Raw genomic sequence first — 19,848 nt, forward strand, 5'->3', positions numbered from 1 at the left:
ACGGCGAATTTGCCCCACGGGGACAGTTTGCGGCGCTTTCGGCTTTTATGGTCTAATGGCCGACGACGAAACAGGGGTGCTTCGTGGCGCGGCCGGCGGATGTTCCGGGCGGCGCGGCGAGGCTGAGAAAAACCCTTTGCACCCGATCCGGGTAATACCGGCGAGGGAAGTTTCTGATCCCGCCGGGCCGCGCTGGCCGCCATCCCATATGGTCAGCGCCCGAGTCCCGCCCGGCCGGCCTTTGCTGCCGGTTTCGTCCTTTTGGGTACGCGCATTGCGCGTTACGGAAGGAATGATGACCGCACAATCTTCAGTCTTTTGCTTGATTCCCGCCCCGATGCCGCATGCGTTCGCATGGGGCGGCGCGCGCGCGTCGACGCTCGTCGTGCGTATTCGCGCGGAGGGCGCGCGATGAACGTCCAGGATGCACGGCCCGATTTCGCGGTGCTCGGCGGCGGCCTCGTCGGCCGCCTGATCGCGTGGCGGCTCGCGGGCGACGGGCATCGCGTCGCGCTGTACGAGCGCGGCGGCCCGGACGGCGAGCAGTCGGCTGCCTGGATCGCGGCCGCGATGCTCGCGCCGCTCGCGGAAGCGGCGAGCGCGGAACGGCTGATCACCGAGCTCGGCGCCGCGTCGCTCGAACGCTGGCCGCAATGGCTCGCGGAACTGCCCGAACCCGTTTTTTTCCAGCATCACGGCACGCTCGTCGTCTGGCACCACGCGGACCGCGCGGAGGCGCCGCTGTTCGAGCGGCGGGTGCGCGCGAACGCGCCGGCCGACCTGCTCGACGGCGGTTTCGTGACGCTCGCCGGCGCGCAGGTCGATGCGGCCGAGCCCACGCTCGCGGGCCGTTTCGCCCGCGGCCTGCTGCTGCCGCGCGAAGGGCAGCTCGACAATCGCCAGGCGCTGCGCGCGCTGGCGGCGGGCCTCGCCGAACGCGGCGTCGACCTTCACTGGCACGTCGCGATCGACGATGCCAACCTGCCCGCCGCGCATTTCACGATCGATTGCCGCGGGCTCGGCGCGAAATCCGCGCTGCCCGCGCTGCGCGGCATCCGCGGCGAAGTCGCGCGCGTGCATGCGCCCGGCATCGGGCTCACGCGGCCCGTGCGGCTGCTGCATCCGCGCTACCCGCTGTACATCGCGCCGAAGCAGGACGATCTCTATGTGATCGGCGCGACCGAGGTGGAGGGCGAGGACATGTCGCCCGTCAGCGTGCGCTCCGCGCTCGAACTGCTGAGCGCGGCGTTCTCCGTGCATCCGGCGTTCGGCGAGGCACGCATTCTCGAACTCAACGCGCAGTGCCGGCCGACGCTGCCCGATCACCGCCCGGCGGTGATCTGGGACGGCGCATCGACACTCGCCGTCAACGGTCTGTACCGGCACGGCTTCATGATTGCGCCGGAAGTCGCGCAGGCAGCCGTCGCGTGCGCGCAAGCCGCGCTCGGCGGCGCGCTGGGCGATGCCGACGCGTTCGCCGCGTGGCGCGACGCCGCGCGTTGGCCGACGCTCCTTCATCACCGCAGCGACGCGCGCCAGCCGGCCTGACGCGCGCCGCCGACCGAATCCGACCGAGCCTCATGGATATCCAGATCAACCAACAGACCCTGACGCTGCCCGACGGCGCGACGGTGGCCGACGCGCTCGCCGCGTACGGCGCGCGGCCGCCGTATGCGGTCGCGCTGAACGGCAATTTCGTCGCGCGCACGCAGCATGCGGCGCGCGCGCTCGCGGCGGGCGACAAGCTCGACGTCGTGCACCCCGTCGCGGGCGGCTGAGCGCCGCCGGTTCGTCCCCGCTCTTCCAGGAAAACGACATGACGTCCCTCACCTCCGCCGACGCGCTGACGCTGTACGGCGAAACCTTCGCAAGCCGCGTGCTGCTCGGCACGTCGCGTTATCCGTCGCTGCAGTCGCTGTCCGATTCGATCGACGCGTCGCGTCCCGGGATGGTGACGGTCGCGCTGCGCCGCCAGATGACGGGCGGCACCGCAGAAGCCGGCTTCTTCGACCTGCTCAAGCGCCACGCGGTGCCGCTGCTGCCGAACACGGCCGGCTGCCAGACCGTCGCCGAGGCCGTGACGACCGCGCACATGGCGCGCGAGGTGTTCGGCACCGACTGGATCAAGCTCGAGCTGATCGGCGACGACTACACGCTGCAGCCCGATCCGGTCGGGTTGATCGAGGCCGCCGCGCAACTGGTCAAGGACGGCTTCAAGGTGCTGCCGTACTGCACCGAGGATCTCGTGATCGGCCGGCGCCTGCTCGACGTCGGCTGCGAGGCGCTGATGCCGTGGGGCGCGCCGATCGGCACGGGCAAGGGCATCGTGAACCCGTACGGCCTGCGCGTGCTGCGCGAGCGGCTGCCGGACGTGCCGCTGATCGTCGATGCGGGGCTCGGCGTACCGTCGCACGCGTGCCAGGTGATGGAGTGGGGCTTCGACGGCGTGCTGCTGAACACGGCCGTGTCGCAGGCCACGCACCCGGAGATCATGGCGCGCGCGTTCGCGCAGGGCGTCGAGGCGGGGCGCGCCGCGTACCTGGCCGGGCCGATGGACGCACGCGAGACCGCGCACGCGAGCACGCCGGTCGTCGGGATGCCGTTCTGGCACCAGGACGGGGGTGGCGCATGAGCGCGCGCTTCGCCGACGCATTCTGGCCGCCGGCCGATGAGCTGGCCGAAGCGGCCGAACGGATTCGCGCCCGCCTCGGCGACTGGCCGGACGGCGCGGCGCCGTGGCGGCTCTGCGTGGCGGCGCCCGACGTGCCGTCCGACGGCGACGTGCTGATCGTGTCCGCCGGCGACCGCGCCGCGCAGGCGCGCGCGTCGGCCGCGTCGCGGCCGGCCTCGCCGGAGGCGGTCGCGATCGAATTCGACGAGCAGGGTGCGGTGCTGCATGCGGCGGGCGCGCGTTACGCGCTCGAAGCCGCGCATCCGCTCGCGGACGACTGGATCGCGGCGCTCGCCGCCTTCCTCGATTGCGGTTTCGCGCCGGTCGACGCGCTGGTGCTCGCGTTGGCGTGGCAAGACGGCGACGAGACGCGTGCCGCCGACGCGTGGCCGGTCGATGCCGCGCGGTTTCCGCGTGTCGCCGGGCTGCCGCCCGCGCCGGAGCCGGCATTCGCGCCGTGCCCCGCGCAACTCGGCCTCTATCCGGTCGTGCCGGACGCGGCGTGGGTCGAGCGCGTGCTCGAGGGCGGTGCGCGGACCGTGCAACTGCGCGTGAAAGGCGCGACGCCGGACGCGCTGCGCCGCGAAATCGCGCGTGCGGTCGCGGCGGGGCGTCGTTATCCCGATGCGCGCGTGTTCATCAACGATCACTGGCAGATCGCGGTAGATGAAGGCGCGTACGGCGTTCATCTGGGTCAGGAGGACCTCGAAACGGCCGATCTGGCCGCGATCGCGCGCGCGGGCCTGCGGCTCGGACTTTCGAGCCACGGTTATTACGAGATGTTGCGGGCGTTGCACGCGCGCCCGAGCTACCTCGCGCTCGGCCCCGTCTACGCGACCGCCACGAAGGCCGTCGCCGCGCCGCCCCAGGGCCTCGCGCGGATTGCCCGCTACGCGCGCTTCGCCAGCGCGCGGGCGCCGCTCGTCGCGATCGGCGGGGTGGGGCTCGACACGCTGCCGGCCGTGCTGGCGACGGGCGTCGGCAGCGTCGCGGTGGTCAGCGCGGTCACGGGCGCCGCCGATTATCGGACGGCGCTTATTGCGCTGCAGCAATGTTTTCCCGGACAATTTGACAATCATTGACCGCCGGGCCCGGAACGGCGTCACGACATCATTCCAATGCAGGCCCTATAATTCGGCGTTCTGCGTAAAAGGACTGTCAGCTCCGTGAGCCCCACTCCTACCGAGACCCTGCTGGAACTTCGCGACGTCGACTTTGGCTACGGCGACCGCCTCGTCCTGTCCAACCTGAACCTGCGCTTCGGGCGCGGGCAGGTCGTCGCGGTCATGGGCGGCTCGGGTTGCGGCAAGACCACCGTGCTGCGCCTGATCGGCGGCCTCGTGCGCGCGCGCCGCGGCCAGGTGCTGTTCGACGGCGCCGACGTCGGCGCGCAAACGCGCGACGGCCTGTACGCGCTGCGCCGCAAGATGGGCATGCTGTTCCAGTTCGGCGCGTTGTTTACCGACATGTCGGTGTTCGAGAACGTCGCGTTCGCGCTGCGCGAGCATACCGACCTGCCCGAAGACCTGATCCGCGACCTCGTGCTGATGAAGCTCAACGCGGTCGGCCTGCGCGGCGCGCGCGACCTGATGCCGTCCGAGGTGTCGGGCGGGATGGCGCGCCGGATCGCGCTCGCCCGTGCGATCGCGCTCGATCCGCAGCTCATCATGTACGACGAGCCGTTCGCCGGCCTCGACCCGATCTCGCTCGGCATCACCGCGAACCTGATCCGCACGCTGAACCAGGCGCTCGGCGCGACCTCGATCCTCGTCACGCACGACGTGCCGGAATCGTTCGCGATCGCCGACTACGTGTACTTTCTGGCCAACGGCGGCGTGCTCGCGCAGGGCACGCCCGACGAGCTGCGCGCGTCGACCGATCCGAGCGTGCGGCAGTTCATCGACGGCGCGCCGGACGGCCCGTTCAAATTTCATTACACGAGCCCGCCGCTTGCAGCGGATTTCGGGCTCGGCGGAGGGCGCGCATGATCAGCGCGATCGGACGTTACGTCATCGGCGGCCTCGAGCGCGCGGGCTACGGCACGCGGCTGTTCGTACGCCTCGTGCTGCAATTCTTCCCGCTGCTGCGCCGGCCGCGGCTGGTCACGAAGCAGATCCACTTCCTCGGCAACTATTCGTTCGTGATCATTGCCGTGTCGGGGCTGTTCGTCGGCTTCGTGCTCGGCCTGCAGGGCTATTACACGCTGAACCGCTACGGGTCCGAGCAGGCGCTCGGCCTGCTGGTCGCGCTGTCGCTCGTGCGCGAGCTCGGCCCGGTCGTCACCGCGCTGCTGTTCGCGGGCCGCGCGGGCACGTCGCTCACGGCCGAGATCGGCCTGATGAAGGCCGGCGAGCAGCTCACCGCGCTCGAAATGATGGCGGTGGACCCGATCAAGACGGTGATCGCGCCGCGCATGTGGGCGGGCATCATCGCGATGCCGCTGCTCGCGGCGATCTTCAACGCGGTCGGCGTGCTCGGCGGCTACTTCGTCGGCGTCGTGCTGATCGGCGTCGATCCGGGCGCGTTCTGGTCGCAGATGCAGGGCGGGGTCCAGGTCTGGGCCGACGTCGGCAACGGCGTGCTGAAGAGCATCGTGTTCGGGTTCGCCGTGACCTTCATTGCGCTGTATCAGGGGTATGAAGCGAAGCCCACGCCCGAAGGCGTGTCGCGCGCGACCACCAAGACGGTCGTGTTCGCGTCGCTCGCCGTACTCGGCCTCGATTTCCTGCTGACCGCGCTGATGTTCAGCTAAGCCTCAGCCAAGCCAAATTTTGGGATGACGATGAAAAAGACTGCTCTCGACTTCTGGGTCGGCCTGTTCGTGGTGGTGGGCTTCCTTGCGGTGCTGTTCCTGGCGCTGAAGGTCGGCAACATGAGCTCGCTGTCGTTTCAGCCGACTTACTCGGTCCGGATGAAATTCGACAATATCGGCGGGCTGAAGCCGCGCGCGGCCGTGAAGAGTGCCGGCGTCGTGGTCGGCCGCGTGAAGTCGATCGGCTTCGACACGAACACGTACCAGGCGCTGGTGACGATCGACATCGACGGCCAGTACCCGTTCCCGAAGGATTCGTCGGCGAAGATCCTGACGTCGGGCCTGCTCGGCGAGCAATACATCGGCCTCGATCCGGGCGGCGACACGGAAATGCTGAAGTCGGGCGATACGATCTCGATGACGCAGTCGGCGATCGTGCTCGAGAACCTGATCGGCCAGTTCCTGTACAGCAAGGCCGCCGATGCGGGCGGTGCGAAGCCGGCAGCCGGCGCGCCGGCTGCGCCGGCTCCGGTGGCGGTGCCGGCGTCGGCGGTGTCCGCCGCGTCCGGTTCGGCGGCCCAATAACCACACGAGAGAATAGAAGAGGGTAATGACCATGCAGACGATCCGCATCAGGCACGCCGCGCTGGCGATAGCGGCAGCCGCCGCGTTGAGCGGCTGCGCGACCGTGCAGACGCCGACCAAGGGCGATCCGCTCGAAGGCTTCAACCGGACGATGTACAAGTTCAACGATACGGTCGACACCTACGCGCTGAAACCGGTCGCGAAGGGCTACCAGTACGTGGTGCCGCAGCCGGTGCGCGACAGCGTGACGAACTTCTTCTCGAACATCGGCGACGTCTACATCGCGGCGAACAACATCGTGCAGCTGCGGATCGCGGACGGCGTCGGCGACATCATGCGCGTCGTGATCAACACGGTGTTCGGCGTCGGCGGCCTGTTCGACGTCGCGACGATCGCGAAGCTGCCGAAGCACACGGCCGATTTCGGGATCACGATGGGCCGCTACGGCATGCCGTCGGGCCCGTACCTCGTGCTGCCGCTGCTCGGCCCGAGCACGCTGCGCGACACGGCCGGCCTCGGCGTCGACTACGTCGGCAATCCGCTCACCTACGTGAAGCCGGACGGCCTGAGCTGGGGCCTGTTCGGCGTCAACCTCGTCAACACGCGTGCGAACCTGCTCGGCGCGGGCGACGTGCTGGATGCCGCGGCGCTCGACAAGTATTCGTTCGTGCGCAACGCGTACCTGCAGCGCCGCCAGATGCTGATCAGCAACGCGCGCGGCGAGGCCGCCGCGACGTCGAGCAACGACGCGCTGCCGAAGTACGATCTGCCGGACGACGGCGCGGCACCGGCGGCGGCCGGTACGGCGGGCGCGGCAGCGGTGAGCGGCGCGACCGCGCCGGCGGGGGCATCGGGCGCGGCGGTTGCCGCGCCGGCCTCGGGCACGGCCGAAGGACCGAATCCGGCCAGCGAAACGAACGTGCCGGCGATGCAGGTGGCGCCGCCGTCGCCGGGCGGGTTCCGCTTCCCGAGCATCCGGCTGCACTGACGGATTTACATTCGTTACAGCCGGAAACGATTCAGTCGGTAGCGTGCGCGAACTTGCGCGTAAGCTACCTGCTCCAACCTTCGCATCGACTCATTCATGCAGGTCACTATGATGAAAAAACTGTTCCTGATCCCCGTATTCGCGGCGCTGTTCTCGTTCGGCAGCGCGGCTCACGCGCAAGTCGACCAGTCGAACCCGCAGTCGCTGATCAAGACGGCGACGCAGCAGGTGCTCGACGAAGTCAAGCAGCAGACGATCAAGCAGGGCGACACCAACCGCATCATCTCGATCGTCAACAAGGACATCCTGCCGTACACCGATTTCCGCCGCACCACGCAGCTCGCGATGGGCCGCAACTGGCGCACGGCAACGGCCGAGCAGCAGCAGCAGGTTCAGGAGCAGTTCAAGCTGCTGCTGATCCGCACGTACTCGGGCGCGCTGGCGCAGCTGAAGCCGGACCAGCAGATCCAGTACCCGCCGTTCCGTGCCGATCCGGCCGATACCGATGTCGTGGTCAAGACGGTCGCGATGAACAACGGCCAGCCGGTCCAGATCGATTACCGCCTGTACAAGTCGGCGAACGGCTGGAAGGTGTATGACCTGAACGTGCTCGGCGCGTGGCTGATCCAGACGTACCAGCAGCAGTTCAACGAAAAGATCCAGCAAAGCGGCGTGGACGGCCTGATCCAGTTCCTGACGCAGCGCAACCAGCAACTTGCCGCCGGCAAGCAAGCGTCGTGAGCGGCTTCGAAGCCGGCTCCTCGCTGACCGTCGCGAGCGCGAAGTCCGCGCTCGCGGACGGTCTTGCGCGCATCGGCGCGGGCGCCACCGCCGTCGATTGCGCGGCGCTGACGCAGTTCGACTCGTCCGCGCTCGCCGTGCTGCTCGCATGGCAACGTGCCGCCATGTCGCGCGGCGCGACCCTCGACATCCTCAATCTCCCGCCGAAGCTCGCCAGCCTCGCGCGCGCCTACGGCGTCGACGCGCTCATCGACGGCACCGGGCGACATTGACCCTGTCCGACCGGAGCCTGCCGCGCCAGCCGGCGCGCGCACGCGTCAGGCCGCGCGCCTCCGGCGCCGGCTCCCCCAGCCGGTTTGCCCTATAATCAAGCGTTTTGCGGGGCAGCCAATCGGCGTCCGGCCCCCATTTTCTTTCGCAGCAAGCACAGAATAGGCGTCGCGGCCCTGGCGTCGCGCACAGTCATGTCAGCCATAGAAATCCGTCACGTCAAGAAGCGCTACAAGTCGCTTCAGGCGCTCAAGGGCGTCAGCCTGTCGGTCGAGGAAGGCGAGTTTTTCGGTCTGCTCGGCCCCAACGGCGCAGGCAAGACCACGCTCATCAGTATCCTCGCCGGGCTCGCCCGGGCCGACGAAGGCAGTATCTCGGTGCGCGGCCACGACGTCGTCAAGGACTTCCGCGGTGCGCGCCGCGCGCTGGGTGTCGTCCCGCAGGAACTCGTCTTCGACCCGTTCTTCACCGTCCGCGAGACGCTGCGGATCCAGTCCGGCTATTTCGGGCTGCGCCGCAACGACGACTGGATCGACGAAGTGATGGCCAATCTCGACCTCACCGAGAAGGCCGACGCGAACATGCGCGCGCTGTCGGGCGGGATGAAGCGCCGCGTGCTCGTCGCGCAGGCGCTCGTGCACCGGCCGCCCGTGATCGTGCTCGACGAGCCGACCGCCGGCGTCGACGTCGAATTGCGCCAGACGCTGTGGAAATTCATCTCGCGCCTGAACCGCGAGGGTCACACGATCGTGCTGACCACCCATTACCTCGAGGAAGCCGAGTCGCTGTGCGACCGCATCGCGATGCTGCGCCGTGGCGAGGTGGTCGCGCTCGACCGCACCGACGCGCTGCTGCGCCGCTTCGCGGGGTTGCAGCTCTATCTGCGGCTCGCGACGGGCGCGCTGCCGGCCGAGCTGCGCGGGCTGGAGACCGACCCCGCCGCGCGCGCGCCGGGCGAGCACCTGCTGCGTCTCACGAGCTACGACGATGTCGAACGCATTCTCGCGCAATGCCGCGCGGCAGGCTGCACGTTCGACGAGATCGAGGTCCGCAAGGCCGACCTCGAGGATGTGTTCGTCCAGGTGATGAACGGGGCCGAGGTGATCGAGGGTCTGGCATGAATCAACAATCCCCGCGCGAACTGCGTTCCCTGCCGGCCGAAGGGACGCTGGGCACGGCCCGGCGCGTGCCGGGCAGCGGCTTCCGGACGCTGTTCTACAAGGAACTGCTGCGTTTCTGGAAAGTGTCGTTCCAGACGGTGCTCGCGCCGATCGTCACGGCGCTGCTGTACCTGACGATCTTCGGTCATGCGCTGTCGGGCCGCGTCGAGGTCTATCCGGGCGTCGAGTACGTGAGCTTTCTCGTGCCGGGCCTCGTGATGATGAGCGTGTTGCAGAACGCGTTCGCGAACAGTTCGTCGTCGCTGATCCAGTCGAAGATCACCGGCAACCTCGTGTTCATGCTGCTGCCGCCGCTGTCGTACCGCGACATCTTCGGCGCGTACGTGCTCGCGTCGGTCGTGCGCGGGCTCGCGGTCGGCACCGGCGTGTTCGTCGTGACGATCTGGTTTATCCCGATGCATTTCGCGGCGCCGCTGTTCATCATTGCGTTCGCGCTGCTCGGCTCGGCGATCCTCGGCACGCTCGGCCTGATCGCCGGGATCTGGGCCGAGAAGTTCGACCAGCTCGCCGCGTTCCAGAACTTCCTGATCATGCCGCTGACGTTCCTGTCGGGCGTGTTCTATTCGACGCACTCGCTGCCGCCCGTGTGGCGCGAGATCTCGCGTCTCAATCCGTTTTTCTACATGATCGACGGCTTTCGTTTCGGGTTCTTCGGCGCGTCCGACATCAACCCGTTCGCGAGCCTCGCGATCGTTACCGGTTTCTTCGTGCTGCTCGCGCTGATCGCGATGCGGCTGCTCGCGACCGGCTACAAACTGCGTCATTGATATCGACAGGCTGCGGCCGCCTCCCGGGGCGCCGCCGCCGACAGGAGCCTTACACCATGTTGCCGACTCCCGAACAGGTCAAGCAATACATCGCCGGCGGTCTCGCCTGCACGCATCTGGAAGTCGAAGGCGACGGCCAGCATTTCTTCGCGACGATCGTGTCGGCGGCCTTCGAGGGCAAGCGGCCGATCCAGCGGCACCAGCTCGTCTATGCGGCGCTCGGCGATCGCATGAAGCAGGAAATCCACGCGCTCAGCATGAAGACGCTGACGCCCGCCGAATGGCAGAACGCATAACCGGAAATCACTGAGTGCAAGTCACCGTCAACGAGCGCGACGCCGTCAAGAGCGTCGCCACGGCACACCCGGCCGCCAACGGGGAATCGCAGGGACAGGGGATGGACAAGCTCGTGATCGAAGGCGGTAACCGTCTGTCCGGCGAGATCGTCGTGTCGGGCGCGAAGAACGCCGCACTGCCGATCCTGTGCGCGGGGCTGCTCACCGCCGATCCGGTCGATCTCGACAACGTGCCGAACCTGAAGGACGTGCGCACCACGCTGAAGGTGCTGAACCAGATGGGCGTGAAGAGCGAGACCGACGGCTGCCGCGTGCAGCTCGACGCGTCGCGCGTCGACAACCTCGTCGCGCCGTACGAGCTCGTGAAGACGATGCGCGCGTCGATCCTCGTGCTCGGCCCGCTGCTCGCGCGCTTCGGCGAGGCGAAGGTGTCGCTGCCGGGCGGCTGCGCGATCGGCGCGCGTCCGGTCGACCAGCACATCAAGGGGCTGCAGGCGATGGGCGCCGAGATCAGCATCGAGCACGGCTTCATCGAAGCGCGCGCGAAGCGCCTGAAGGGCGCGCGCATCGTGACCGACATGATCACGGTGACGGGCACGGAAAACCTGCTGATGGCCGCGACGCTGGCAGACGGCGAGACGGTGATCGAAAACGCCGCGCGCGAGCCGGAAGTGAGCGATCTCGCCCACCTGCTGGTGGCGATGGGCGCGAAGATCGACGGTATCGGCACCGATCGCCTCGTGATCCAGGGCGTCGAGCGGCTGCACGGCGCGCGCCATTCGGTGATCCCCGACCGCATCGAGGCCGGCACGTTCCTGTGCGCGGTCGCGGCGGCCGGCGGCGACGTGATGCTGACGGGCGTGCGCCCGCACATTCTCGACGCGGTGATCGACAAGCTGCGCGAAGCCGGCGTGTCGATCGAGGAAGGCGACAGCTGGCTGCGCGTGAAGATGGACCGCCGCCCGTCGGCCGTGACGATCCGCACGTCGGAATACCCGGCGTTCCCGACCGACATGCAGGCGCAGTTCATGGCCCTCAATACGGTCGCGACGGGCACCGCGCAGGTCGTCGAAACTATTTTCGAGAACCGCTTCATGCACGTGCAGGAGCTGAACCGGCTCGGCGCGAACATCACGATCGACGGCAATACCGCGCTCGTGACGGGCGTCGAGAAGCTGTCCGGCGCGAACGTGATGGCGACCGACCTGCGTGCGTCGGCGAGCCTCGTGATCGCCGGGCTGCGCGCCGACGGGGAAACGCTCGTCGACCGGATCTATCACCTGGACCGCGGCTACGACCGCATGGAAGCCAAACTGACCGCCGTCGGCGCGAACGTGCGCCGCCTTTCCGGGAGCCAAGCATGACCGCGCCGCTGACCCTCGCCCTGTCGAAGGGCCGGATTTTCGAGGAAACCCTGCCGTTGCTCGCCGCGGCCGGCGTGCAGGTGACCGAGGATCCGGAAACGTCGCGCAAGCTGATCCTGCCGACGACGAACCCGGACCTGCGCGTGATCATCGTGCGCGCGAGCGACGTGCCGACCTACGTCGAATACGGCGCGGCCGATTTCGGCGTGGCCGGCAAGGACGTGCTGGTCGAGCACGGCGGCTCGGGCCTGTACCAGCCGATCGATCTGAACATCGCGCGCTGCCGGATGTCGGTGGCGGTGTCGGCCGGCTTCGATTACGCGAGCGCCGTGCGCCAGGGCGCACGCCTGCGCGTCGCGACGAAGTACGTCGAAACGGCGCGCGAACACTTCGCCGCGAAGGGCGTGCACGTCGACCTGATCAAGCTGTACGGCTCGATGGAGCTCGCGCCGCTGGTCGGGCTGGCCGACGCGATCGTCGACCTCGTCAGCTCGGGCGGCACGCTGAAGGCGAACAATCTGGTCGAGGTCGAGGAGATCATGGCGATCTCGTCGCGCCTCGTCGTGAACCAGGCCGCGCTGAAGTTGAAGCGCGCGGCGCTCAAGCCGATCCTCGACGCGTTCGAACGCGCGTCGCAGAATGGCGGTTGAGCGCATCACCGTAACGGAACTCCCATGTCCATCACCATCCGCAAGCTCGATTCGACGAACGAAGGCTTCGGCGCCGCGCTGCGCGCGTTGCTCGCGTTCGAGGCGAGCGAAGACGAAGCGATCGAGCAATCGGTCGCGAAGATCCTCGCCGACGTGAAGTCGCGCGGCGACGCCGCGGTGCTCGAGTACACGAACCGCTTCGACCGGCTGAGCGCGAACAGCGTCGCCGCCCTCGAACTGCCGCAGGACGCGCTGCAGACGGCGCTCGACGGTCTCGCGCCGAAGGCGCGCGCGGCGCTGGAAGCGGCCGCGGCGCGTGTGCGCGCGTACCACGAGAAGCAGAAGATCGAGTGCGGCACGCATAGCTGGCAGTACACGGAAAGCGACGGCACGGTGCTCGGCCAGAAGGTCACGCCGCTCGACCGCGTCGGCCTGTACGTGCCGGGCGGCAAGGCCGCGTATCCGTCGTCGGTGCTGATGAACGCGATTCCCGCGCGCGTCGCGGGCGTCGGCGAGATCGTGATGGTCGTGCCGACGCCGGACGGCGTGAAGAACGACCTCGTGCTCGCCGCGGCGCTGCTCGGCGGCGTCGACCGCGTGTTCACGATCGGCGGCGCGCAGGCGGTCGGCGCGCTCGCGTACGGCACGGCGACGGTGCCGGCCGTCGACAAGATCTGCGGCCCCGGCAATGCGTACGTCGCGTCGGCGAAGCGCCGCGTGTTCGGCACGGTCGGTATCGACATGATCGCCGGGCCGTCGGAAATCCTCGTGCTGTGCGACGGCACGACCGATCCGAACTGGGTCGCGATGGACCTGTTCTCGCAGGCCGAGCACGACGAGCTCGCGCAGTCGATCCTGCTGTGCCCGGACGGCGCGTTCCTCGACCGTGTCGAGAAGGCGATCGACGAGCTGCTGCCGTCGATGCCGCGCCGGGACGTGATCCGCGCATCGCTCGAAGGGCGCGGCGCGCTGATCAAGGTGCGCGACATGGCCGAAGCGTGCCGGATCGCGAACGACATCGCGCCCGAGCACCTCGAAATCTCGGCACTGGAACCGCAGCAATGGGGCCAGCAGATCCGCCACGCGGGCGCGATCTTCCTCGGCCGCTACACGAGCGAAAGCCTCGGCGACTACTGCGCGGGGCCGAACCACGTGCTGCCGACGTCGCGCACCGCGCGTTTCTCGTCGCCGCTCGGCGTGTACGACTTCATCAAGCGTTCGAGCCTGATCGAGGTCAGCGCGGAAGGCGCGCAGACCCTTGGCGAGATCGCCTCCGAGCTCGCGTACGGCGAAGGGCTGCAGGCGCACGCGAAGAGCGCCGAGTTCCGGATGAAGGGCTGACCACGCACCACGCGGGGCCGAGCCGGGGCGGGCGCCGATGCGCCGGCGCCGGCCGCACCGCGGAGCGCGGCTGGAGACCAGTGCAGGGCGGCAGCCGCCGCCTTGCCGACCATTTGATGCCGGCGCGACGCACGCCGGCTTGAGACCATGACGACGCCACAAGACATCATCCGCCGCGACGTGCTCGCGATGACGAGCTATCCGGTGCCCGACGCGAGCGGGTTCGTGAAGCTCGACGCGATGGAGAACCCGTATCCGCTGCCCGAACCGCTGGCGGCGGCGCTCGGCGAGCGTCTCGCGCAGGTCGCGCTGAACCGCTACCCGGCGCCGCGCCCGGCCGCGCTGCTCGACAAGCTGCGCCACGCGATGGGCGTGCCGGCCGGTTGCGACGTGCTGCTCGGCAACGGTTCCGACGAAATCATCAGCATGATCTCGGTCGCGTGCGCGCAGCCGGGCGCGAAGGTGCTCGCGCCGGTGCCGGGTTTCGTGATGTACGAGCTGTCGGCGAAGCTCGCGCAGCTCGAATTCGTCGGCGTGCCGCTGCAGGCCGACCTGACGCTCGACGTCGACGCGATGCTCGCGGCGATCGCCGGGCACCGGCCCGCGATCGTCTATCTCGCGTACCCGAACAACCCGACCGGCACGCTGTACGACGATGCCGACGTCGAACGGATCATTGCCGCCGCGCGGCACAGCCTGATCGTGATCGACGAGGCGTACCAGCCGTTCGCCGAGCGCTCGTGGCTGCCGCGCGCCGCCGAATTCGACAACGTCGTCGTGATGCGCACGGTGTCGAAGCTCGGTCTCGCGGGCATCCGCCTCGGCTATCTCGTCGGGCGGCACGCGTGGCTGACCGAATTCGACAAGGTGCGCCCGCCGTACAACATCAACGTGCTGACCCAGGCGACCGCCGATTTCCTGCTCGACCACCTCGACGTGCTCGATGCGCAGGCGGCCGAACTGCGCGCGGAACGCACGCGTCTCGCGCAGGCCGTGGCCGCGCTGCCGGGCACGACGGTGTTCCCGAGCGCCGGCAATTTCCTGCTGGTGCGCGTGCCGGACGCGGCCGCCGTGTTCGATGCGCTGCTCACCGAACGGGTGCTGGTCAAAAACGTGAGTAAAATGCATCCATTGCTGGCCGAATGCGTGCGGCTGACCGTCGGTTCTCCCGACGAAAACGCCCGCCTGCTGGCCGCCTTGAAACTCGCGCTGCCCGGTTGAGCCCAGGGCGCGGCGGCGCGCGACGATCAATCCCCATTTACCTCAGACTCAATCAAGGAATTGCCATGCGTGTGGCGGAAGTCGTTCGCAATACCAGCGAAACGCAGATCCGTGTGAAGCTCGATCTCGACGGCACCGGCCAGCAGAAACTGGCCACCGGCGTGCCGTTTCTCGACCATATGCTCGACCAAATCGCGCGGCATGGGCTGGTCGATCTCGAGGTCGAAGCGCATGGCGACACGCATATCGACGACCACCACACGGTCGAGGATGTCGGCATCACGCTCGGTCAGGCTGTCGCGAAGGCGATCGGCGACCGGAAGGGCATCCGCCGCTACGGCCATTCGTACGTGCCGCTCGACGAGGCGTTGTCGCGCGTCGTGATCGACTTCTCCGGCCGGCCGGGCCTCGAATTCCACGTGCCGTTCACGCGTGCGCGGATCGGCACGTTCGACGTCGACCTGTCGATCGAGTTCTTCCGCGGTTTCGTGAACCACGCGGGCGTCACGCTGCACATCGACAACCTGCGCGGGATCAACGCGCACCATCAGCTCGAGACGGTGTTCAAGGCCTTCGGCCGTGCGCTGCGCGCGGCGGTGGAGCTCGACGAGCGTGCGGCGGGGCAGATTCCGTCGACGAAAGGCAGCCTCTGATCGTCCGGATGGGCGGACGCTAAGGACAACCTCACGGCTTCGGCGCGCGGCGCCGGCTTGCGATGGATCTGCTCAAATCGTTCATTTCGCTGCTGGCGCTGATCAACCCGGTCGGCGCGGTGCCGTTCTTCCTGAGCCTGACGGCGCAGCAGACGGACGGCGAGCGGCGTCGCACGATCCGGATCGCATCGGTGTCGGTATTCTGCGTGATGACGGTGACCGCGCTGCTCGGGCAGCAGATCATCAACTTCTTCGGCATTTCGGTCGGGTCGCTCGAAGTGGGCGGCGGGATCATCATGCTGCTGATGGCGATCAACATGCTGAACGCGCAGATCGGCAACACGCGATCGACGCCGGAAGAGCGCCACGAAGCCGAGCTGAAGGACAACATCGCGGTCGTGCCGCTGGCGATTCCGCTGCTCACGGGCCCCGGCTCGATCAGCACGGTGATCATCTATGCGGCGAACGCGCATCACTGGTATGAACAGGCCGGGCTGGTCGCGATCGGCGCGGTCCTGGCTTTTCTGTGTTTCGTCGCGATGCGGCTCGCCGAGCCGATCGCGAACTGGATCGGCCGCACGGGCATCAACATCGCCACGCGGCTGATGGGTCTGATGCTGTCGGCGCTGGCGGTGGAATTCATCGTCAATGGACTGAGGGCGCTACTGCCTGCACTGAGATGAAAACTTCGATTGCGATTGTGGATTATGGGATGGGCAACCTGCGCTCGGTCGCGCAGGCGCTCAAGAAGGCCGAACCGGCCGCCGACGTGGCGATCGTCGACACGCCGGCCGCGATTCGCGCGGCCGACCGCGTCGTGCTGCCCGGCCAGGGCGCGATGCCCGACTGCATGCGCTGCCTCGGCGAATCGGGCCTGCAGGAGGCCGTGATCGAGGCGTCGCGCACGAAGCCGCTGCTCGGCGTGTGCGTCGGCGAGCAGATGCTGTTCGACTGGAGCGCGGAAGGCGACACGAAGGGCCTCGGCCTGTTGCCCGGCAAGGTCGTGCGCTTCGAGCTCGACGGCCGCGTGCAGGACGACGGCTCGCGCTTCAAGGTGCCGCAGATGGGCTGGAACCGCGTGCGCCAGTCGCAGTCGCACCCGCTGTGGGAGGGCGTGCCCGACGACGCGTATTTCTACTTCGTGCACAGCTACTACGTGACGCCGGACAACCCGGCACATACGGTCGGCGAAACGGCATATGGTGCGCCGTTTACGTCCGCGGTCGCGCGGGACAACCTCTTCGCGACCCAATTCCACCCGGAGAAAAGCGCGGAGGTCGGGTTGCGTCTATACCGCAACTTCGTACACTGGAAACCGTGAACGTGGTGCGCGAACCACAGTCGACGGGCCGCGGAGGCCCGTCTTGCGGGGCTCGCGCGCCTAGGCGCCGAAAGAGTTGTACTAAACTAGCGAGACGGCGCGGTACCGGATTGGCCGGTACGCGCCGGATTCTTTTCTTCTTCCACGACGACACCCGATTGCTATGTTGCTGATTCCGGCCATCGATCTAAAAGACGGTCAGTGTGTGCGCCTCAAACAGGGCGACATGGACCAGGCCACGATTTTTTCCGAGGACCCGGCGGCGATGGCCCGCAAGTGGGTCGATCTCGGCGCCCGGCGGCTCCATCTGGTCGACCTGAACGGCGCATTCGCCGGCAAGCCGAAGAATCTCGAGGCGATCGAAGCGATCCTCGACGAAGTCGGCGATGAAATCCCCGTCCAGCTTGGTGGCGGCATCCGCAGCCTCGAGACGATCGAGAAGTATCTCGACGCGGGCCTGTCCTACGTGATCATCGGCACGGCGGCCGTGAAGAACCCGGGCTTCCTGCAGGACGCGTGCACCGCGTTCTCCGGCAGCATCATCGTCGGGCTCGACGCGAAGGACGGCAAGGTCGCGACCGACGGCTGGAGCAAGCTGACCGGCCACGAAGTGGTCGATCTCGCGAAGAAGTTCGAGGACTACGGCGTCGAATCGATCGTCTATACCGACATCGGGCGCGACGGAATGCTGCAGGGCATCAACATCGAGGCGACCGTGAAGCTCGCGCAGGCGGTCGGCATTCCGGTGATCGCCAGCGGCGGCCTGTCGAACCTCACGGACATCGAGAACCTGTGCGAAGTGGAAGAGCACGGCGTCGAAGGCGTGATCTGCGGCCGCGCGATCTACTCCGGCGATCTCGATTTCGCGGCCGCGCAAAGGCGCGCGGACGAACTGAACGGCGAACTCGACAACGCGTAACGCGGTTTCCCGTTCGCCGGGGCCGCCCGCAGGCGGCCCCGACCGGAAGTCTCGTGCGAGGCTTCCGCAACCGGCCGTCCCAGCGCGGCATTTGGCGCAACATCATGGCTCTAGCTAAACGCATCATCCCCTGCCTGGACGTGACTGCCGGGCGTGTCGTCAAGGGCGTCAACTTCGTCGAGCTGCGCGATGCCGGCGATCCCGTCGAAATCGCCCGCCGCTACGACGACCAGGGCGCCGACGAACTGACGTTCCTCGACATCACCGCGACGTCCGACCAGCGCGACCTGATCCTGCCGATCATCGAAGCCGTCGCGTCGCAGGTCTTCATTCCGCTGACCGTCGGCGGCGGCGTGCGCGCGGTCGAGGACGTGCGGCGTCTGCTGAACGCGGGCGCGGACAAGGTCAGCATGAATTCGTCGGCGGTCGCGAACCCGCAGCTCGTGCGCGATGCGGCCGACAAGTACGGCTCGCAGTGCATCGTCGTCGCGATCGACGCGAAGCGCGTGTCGGCCGACGGCGAGACGCCGCGCTGGGAAGTCTTCACGCACGGCGGCCGCAAGAACACGGGTCTCGACGCGATCGAATGGGCGCGCAAGATGGCCGAGCTCGGCGCGGGCGAGATCCTGCTCACGAGCATGGACCGCGACGGCACCAAGTCGGGCTTCGACCTCGCGCTCACGCGCGGCGTGTCGGACGCGGTGCCGGTGCCGGTGATCGCATCGGGCGGCGTCGGTTCGCTGCAGCATCTGGCAGACGGCATCAAGGACGGCCGCGCCGACGCGGTGCTGGCCGCGAGCATCTTCCACTACGGCGAGCACACGGTCGGCGAGGCGAAGCGCTTCATGGCCGACCAGGGCATCCCGGTGAGGCTGTAATGAATACGGAAACGAAATCCCTGCCCGCGTGGCTCGACAAGGTCCGCTGGGACGACAACGGCCTCGTGCCGGTGATCGCGCAGGAAGCAGCGACGAACGACGTGCTGATGTTCGCGTGGATGAACCGCGAGGCACTGGCGAAGACGATCGAGACGCAGCGCGCGGTCTACTATTCGCGCTCGCGCAAGCGGTTGTGGTTCAAGGGCGAGGAGTCGGGCCACGTGCAGCACGTGCACGAGGTGCGGCTCGACTGCGACGAGGACGTCGTGCTGCTGAAGGTCGAGCAGGTATCGGGCATCGCGTGCCACACCGGCCGGCATTCGTGCTTTTTCCAGAAATTCGAGGGCACCGTCGACCACGGCGACTGGGTCGCGGTCGAACCGGTGCTGAAAGATCCCGAACACATCTACAAATGACGCAATCGACCGAAGACACGCTGCTGCGCCTCGCGGCCGTGATCGATAGCCGCAAGGGCGGCGACCCCGATCAATCGTACGTATCGCGCCTGTTCCACAAGGGCGACGACGCAGTGCTGAAGAAGATCGGCGAAGAGGCGACGGAAGTCGTGCTGGCCGCGAAGGACGTGCGCCAGGGCGGCGCGCCGAGCGCGCTCGTCGGCGAGGTGGCCGACCTGTGGTTCCACTGCCTCGTGATGCTGTCGCACTTCGAGCTGAGCCCGGCCGACGTGATCGCCGAACTCGAGCGCCGCGAGGGGCTGTCGGGCATCGAGGAAAAGGCGCTGCGCAAGCGCCGCGAGCGCGAGGAAAACGGCGGCTGATGCGCATCGTCCCGCCGCGGTGGCAGCAGTGCGGTAAGCTGTAAGAATTGTCATCTTACGGGGGTAGCATCATGAACGATACGTCGAACCAGTTTCCGACGCCCGCGGTGCCGGGGGCGGCGGATGCCGAGCGCCTGAACGGGCTGCGCACGCTGACTCACGTGCTCTACGGTCTTTATGCATTTCACTGGCTGACGGGCGGCGTCACGGGCATCATCGCGATCATCATCAACTACGTGAAGCGCGGGGACGTGGCCGGCACGCCGTATGCCGACCATTTCGAGTGGCAGATCCGCACGTTCTGGCGCGCGCTGATCGCGTACGTCATCGGGTTCGCGCTGGCATTCGTCGTGGTCGGATTCGCAGTGATGTTTGTCACGTGGATTTGGACGCTGTACCGTATCATCAAGGGTTGGCTGTACCTGAACGACAACAAGACGCTCGATCCGCAGGCGTGGTTCTGACCGGCGCG

Annotated in this window: 25 protein-coding genes and 1 riboswitch; all 25 genes read left to right on the forward strand. The window is 67.8% G+C overall.

Translation table 11 applies throughout. The features are described from left to right. Positions 1 to 62: 62 nt before the first annotated feature. Positions 63 to 186: riboswitch (TPP riboswitch) on the forward strand. A gap of 225 nt (positions 187 to 411) precedes the next feature. The 25 genes from VXM69_RS21130 (at position 412) to VXM69_RS21250 (ending at position 19,840) form a co-directional block, all read left to right on the forward strand. Continuing rightward, a complete protein-coding gene (locus VXM69_RS21130) occupies positions 412 to 1,548 on the forward strand; it encodes an FAD-dependent oxidoreductase (RefSeq protein WP_367190134.1) in 1,137 nt (378 codons plus the stop codon). Between the two features lie 32 nt (positions 1,549 to 1,580). Continuing rightward, positions 1,581 to 1,778 (forward strand): sulfur carrier protein ThiS, encoded by a 198-nt coding sequence (thiS, locus tag VXM69_RS21135; RefSeq protein ID WP_027783340.1) that lies wholly within the window; start codon positions 1,581 to 1,583, stop codon positions 1,776 to 1,778. A gap of 38 nt (positions 1,779 to 1,816) precedes the next feature. Next, positions 1,817 to 2,632, forward strand: a complete 816-nt coding sequence (locus VXM69_RS21140) for a thiazole synthase (RefSeq protein WP_034189825.1) — start codon at positions 1,817 to 1,819, stop codon at positions 2,630 to 2,632. Further along, the gene (gene thiE, locus VXM69_RS21145) at positions 2,629 to 3,753 is read left to right on the forward strand and encodes a thiamine phosphate synthase (protein WP_200088010.1); all 1,125 of its coding nucleotides are present in this window, start codon (positions 2,629 to 2,631) and stop codon (positions 3,751 to 3,753) included. Before VXM69_RS21140 ends, thiE begins: the two co-directional genes overlap by 4 nt. An 84-nt stretch (positions 3,754 to 3,837) precedes the next feature. After that, positions 3,838 to 4,659, forward strand: coding sequence for an ABC transporter ATP-binding protein (locus VXM69_RS21150; protein ID WP_006477138.1), 822 nt, complete (start codon positions 3,838 to 3,840; stop codon positions 4,657 to 4,659). Continuing rightward, a complete protein-coding gene (gene mlaE / locus VXM69_RS21155; RefSeq protein WP_034189823.1) occupies positions 4,656 to 5,423 on the forward strand; it encodes a lipid asymmetry maintenance ABC transporter permease subunit MlaE in 768 nt (255 codons plus the stop codon). The genes VXM69_RS21150 and mlaE overlap by 4 nt, the downstream gene beginning before the upstream one ends. A gap of 24 nt (positions 5,424 to 5,447) precedes the next feature. Then, the gene (gene mlaD, locus VXM69_RS21160; RefSeq protein WP_034189822.1) at positions 5,448 to 6,008 is read left to right on the forward strand and encodes an outer membrane lipid asymmetry maintenance protein MlaD; all 561 of its coding nucleotides are present in this window, start codon (positions 5,448 to 5,450) and stop codon (positions 6,006 to 6,008) included. Positions 6,009 to 6,039: 31 nt separating this feature from the next. Continuing rightward, on the forward strand, positions 6,040 to 6,996 hold the full coding sequence (locus VXM69_RS21165; protein WP_059557092.1) for a VacJ family lipoprotein: 957 nt from the start codon (positions 6,040 to 6,042) through the stop codon (positions 6,994 to 6,996). A gap of 111 nt (positions 6,997 to 7,107) precedes the next feature. Beyond that, entirely contained in the window at positions 7,108 to 7,737 is a 630-nt protein-coding gene (locus tag VXM69_RS21170; RefSeq protein WP_034189861.1) for a phospholipid-binding protein MlaC, read from the forward strand. Further along, positions 7,734 to 8,009 (forward strand): STAS domain-containing protein, encoded by a 276-nt coding sequence (locus VXM69_RS21175; protein WP_034189821.1) that lies wholly within the window; start codon positions 7,734 to 7,736, stop codon positions 8,007 to 8,009. The genes VXM69_RS21170 and VXM69_RS21175 overlap by 4 nt, the downstream gene beginning before the upstream one ends. A gap of 192 nt (positions 8,010 to 8,201) precedes the next feature. Then, the gene (locus VXM69_RS21180; RefSeq protein WP_034189820.1) at positions 8,202 to 9,128 is read left to right on the forward strand and encodes an ABC transporter ATP-binding protein; all 927 of its coding nucleotides are present in this window, start codon (positions 8,202 to 8,204) and stop codon (positions 9,126 to 9,128) included. Then, entirely contained in the window at positions 9,125 to 9,955 is an 831-nt protein-coding gene (locus VXM69_RS21185) for an ABC transporter permease (RefSeq protein WP_226229976.1), read from the forward strand. Before VXM69_RS21180 ends, VXM69_RS21185 begins: the two co-directional genes overlap by 4 nt. Positions 9,956 to 10,011: 56 nt before the next feature. Next, on the forward strand, positions 10,012 to 10,251 hold the full coding sequence (locus tag VXM69_RS21190) for a BolA family protein (RefSeq protein WP_006477131.1): 240 nt from the start codon (positions 10,012 to 10,014) through the stop codon (positions 10,249 to 10,251). Positions 10,252 to 10,265: 14 nt separating this feature from the next. Then, positions 10,266 to 11,615, forward strand: a complete 1,350-nt coding sequence (gene murA, locus VXM69_RS21195; protein ID WP_034189819.1) for a UDP-N-acetylglucosamine 1-carboxyvinyltransferase — start codon at positions 10,266 to 10,268, stop codon at positions 11,613 to 11,615. Then, entirely contained in the window at positions 11,612 to 12,265 is a 654-nt protein-coding gene (gene hisG / locus VXM69_RS21200) for an ATP phosphoribosyltransferase (RefSeq protein ID WP_012327780.1), read from the forward strand. The genes murA and hisG overlap by 4 nt, the downstream gene beginning before the upstream one ends. A 24-nt stretch (positions 12,266 to 12,289) precedes the next feature. Beyond that, positions 12,290 to 13,606: a histidinol dehydrogenase gene (gene hisD, locus VXM69_RS21205; protein WP_034189818.1), complete on the forward strand. Its 1,317-nt coding sequence runs from the start codon at positions 12,290 to 12,292 to the stop codon at positions 13,604 to 13,606. Between the two features lie 147 nt (positions 13,607 to 13,753). Beyond that, positions 13,754 to 14,827: a histidinol-phosphate transaminase gene (gene hisC, locus VXM69_RS21210; RefSeq protein WP_069706014.1), complete on the forward strand. Its 1,074-nt coding sequence runs from the start codon at positions 13,754 to 13,756 to the stop codon at positions 14,825 to 14,827. Positions 14,828 to 14,892: 65 nt separating this feature from the next. After that, entirely contained in the window at positions 14,893 to 15,480 is a 588-nt protein-coding gene (gene hisB, locus VXM69_RS21215) for an imidazoleglycerol-phosphate dehydratase HisB (protein ID WP_006477126.1), read from the forward strand. A 62-nt stretch (positions 15,481 to 15,542) separates the two neighbouring features. Continuing rightward, positions 15,543 to 16,163, forward strand: a complete 621-nt coding sequence (locus VXM69_RS21220) for a YchE family NAAT transporter (RefSeq protein ID WP_049032488.1) — start codon at positions 15,543 to 15,545, stop codon at positions 16,161 to 16,163. Continuing rightward, on the forward strand, positions 16,160 to 16,801 hold the full coding sequence (gene hisH, locus VXM69_RS21225) for an imidazole glycerol phosphate synthase subunit HisH (RefSeq protein ID WP_367190135.1): 642 nt from the start codon (positions 16,160 to 16,162) through the stop codon (positions 16,799 to 16,801). The genes VXM69_RS21220 and hisH overlap by 4 nt, the downstream gene beginning before the upstream one ends. A 163-nt stretch (positions 16,802 to 16,964) precedes the next feature. Continuing rightward, a complete protein-coding gene (gene hisA / locus VXM69_RS21230) occupies positions 16,965 to 17,720 on the forward strand; it encodes a 1-(5-phosphoribosyl)-5-[(5-phosphoribosylamino)methylideneamino]imidazole-4-carboxamide isomerase (RefSeq protein ID WP_034189814.1) in 756 nt (251 codons plus the stop codon). 104 nt (positions 17,721 to 17,824) lie between these two features. Further along, entirely contained in the window at positions 17,825 to 18,598 is a 774-nt protein-coding gene (hisF, locus tag VXM69_RS21235; protein ID WP_011350732.1) for an imidazole glycerol phosphate synthase subunit HisF, read from the forward strand. Then, positions 18,598 to 19,014: a phosphoribosyl-AMP cyclohydrolase gene (gene hisI, locus VXM69_RS21240; protein WP_034189813.1), complete on the forward strand. Its 417-nt coding sequence runs from the start codon at positions 18,598 to 18,600 to the stop codon at positions 19,012 to 19,014. The genes hisF and hisI overlap by 1 nt, the downstream gene beginning before the upstream one ends. Continuing rightward, entirely contained in the window at positions 19,011 to 19,376 is a 366-nt protein-coding gene (locus VXM69_RS21245) for a phosphoribosyl-ATP diphosphatase (protein ID WP_034189812.1), read from the forward strand. Before hisI ends, VXM69_RS21245 begins: the two co-directional genes overlap by 4 nt. A gap of 71 nt (positions 19,377 to 19,447) precedes the next feature. After that, positions 19,448 to 19,840: a membrane protein gene (locus VXM69_RS21250; protein WP_034189811.1), complete on the forward strand. Its 393-nt coding sequence runs from the start codon at positions 19,448 to 19,450 to the stop codon at positions 19,838 to 19,840. Positions 19,841 to 19,848: the final 8 nt, after the last annotated feature.

The sequence above is a fragment of the Burkholderia sp. Ed8 genome, assembly GCF_040761425.1.
GTDB classification, from domain to species: Bacteria; Pseudomonadota; Gammaproteobacteria; order Burkholderiales; family Burkholderiaceae; genus Burkholderia; species Burkholderia seminalis.

Coding starts and splice junctions, on each gene's coding strand:
- VXM69_RS21250 (WP_034189811.1), top strand. CDS start 19,448: ATGAACGATACGTCGAACCAGTTTCCGACGCCCGCGGTGCCGGGGGCG.
- hisG (WP_012327780.1), top strand. CDS start 11,612: ATGACCGCGCCGCTGACCCTCGCCCTGTCGAAGGGCCGGATTTTCGAG.
- mlaD (WP_034189822.1), top strand. CDS start 5,448: ATGACGATGAAAAAGACTGCTCTCGACTTCTGGGTCGGCCTGTTCGTG.
- hisI (WP_034189813.1), top strand. CDS start 18,598: ATGAATACGGAAACGAAATCCCTGCCCGCGTGGCTCGACAAGGTCCGC.
- thiS (WP_027783340.1), top strand. CDS start 1,581: ATGGATATCCAGATCAACCAACAGACCCTGACGCTGCCCGACGGCGCG.
- VXM69_RS21185 (WP_226229976.1), top strand. CDS start 9,125: ATGAATCAACAATCCCCGCGCGAACTGCGTTCCCTGCCGGCCGAAGGG.
- VXM69_RS21190 (WP_006477131.1), top strand. CDS start 10,012: ATGTTGCCGACTCCCGAACAGGTCAAGCAATACATCGCCGGCGGTCTC.
- VXM69_RS21165 (WP_059557092.1), top strand. CDS start 6,040: ATGCAGACGATCCGCATCAGGCACGCCGCGCTGGCGATAGCGGCAGCC.
- VXM69_RS21170 (WP_034189861.1), top strand. CDS start 7,108: ATGAAAAAACTGTTCCTGATCCCCGTATTCGCGGCGCTGTTCTCGTTC.
- VXM69_RS21130 (WP_367190134.1), top strand. CDS start 412: ATGAACGTCCAGGATGCACGGCCCGATTTCGCGGTGCTCGGCGGCGGC.
- mlaE (WP_034189823.1), top strand. CDS start 4,656: ATGATCAGCGCGATCGGACGTTACGTCATCGGCGGCCTCGAGCGCGCG.
- hisA (WP_034189814.1), top strand. CDS start 16,965: ATGTTGCTGATTCCGGCCATCGATCTAAAAGACGGTCAGTGTGTGCGC.
- hisC (WP_069706014.1), top strand. CDS start 13,754: ATGACGACGCCACAAGACATCATCCGCCGCGACGTGCTCGCGATGACG.
- VXM69_RS21140 (WP_034189825.1), top strand. CDS start 1,817: ATGACGTCCCTCACCTCCGCCGACGCGCTGACGCTGTACGGCGAAACC.
- hisF (WP_011350732.1), top strand. CDS start 17,825: ATGGCTCTAGCTAAACGCATCATCCCCTGCCTGGACGTGACTGCCGGG.
- thiE (WP_200088010.1), top strand. CDS start 2,629: ATGAGCGCGCGCTTCGCCGACGCATTCTGGCCGCCGGCCGATGAGCTG.
- hisH (WP_367190135.1), top strand. CDS start 16,160: ATGAAAACTTCGATTGCGATTGTGGATTATGGGATGGGCAACCTGCGC.
- VXM69_RS21180 (WP_034189820.1), top strand. CDS start 8,202: ATGTCAGCCATAGAAATCCGTCACGTCAAGAAGCGCTACAAGTCGCTT.
- VXM69_RS21245 (WP_034189812.1), top strand. CDS start 19,011: ATGACGCAATCGACCGAAGACACGCTGCTGCGCCTCGCGGCCGTGATC.
- hisB (WP_006477126.1), top strand. CDS start 14,893: ATGCGTGTGGCGGAAGTCGTTCGCAATACCAGCGAAACGCAGATCCGT.
- hisD (WP_034189818.1), top strand. CDS start 12,290: ATGTCCATCACCATCCGCAAGCTCGATTCGACGAACGAAGGCTTCGGC.
- VXM69_RS21220 (WP_049032488.1), top strand. CDS start 15,543: ATGGATCTGCTCAAATCGTTCATTTCGCTGCTGGCGCTGATCAACCCG.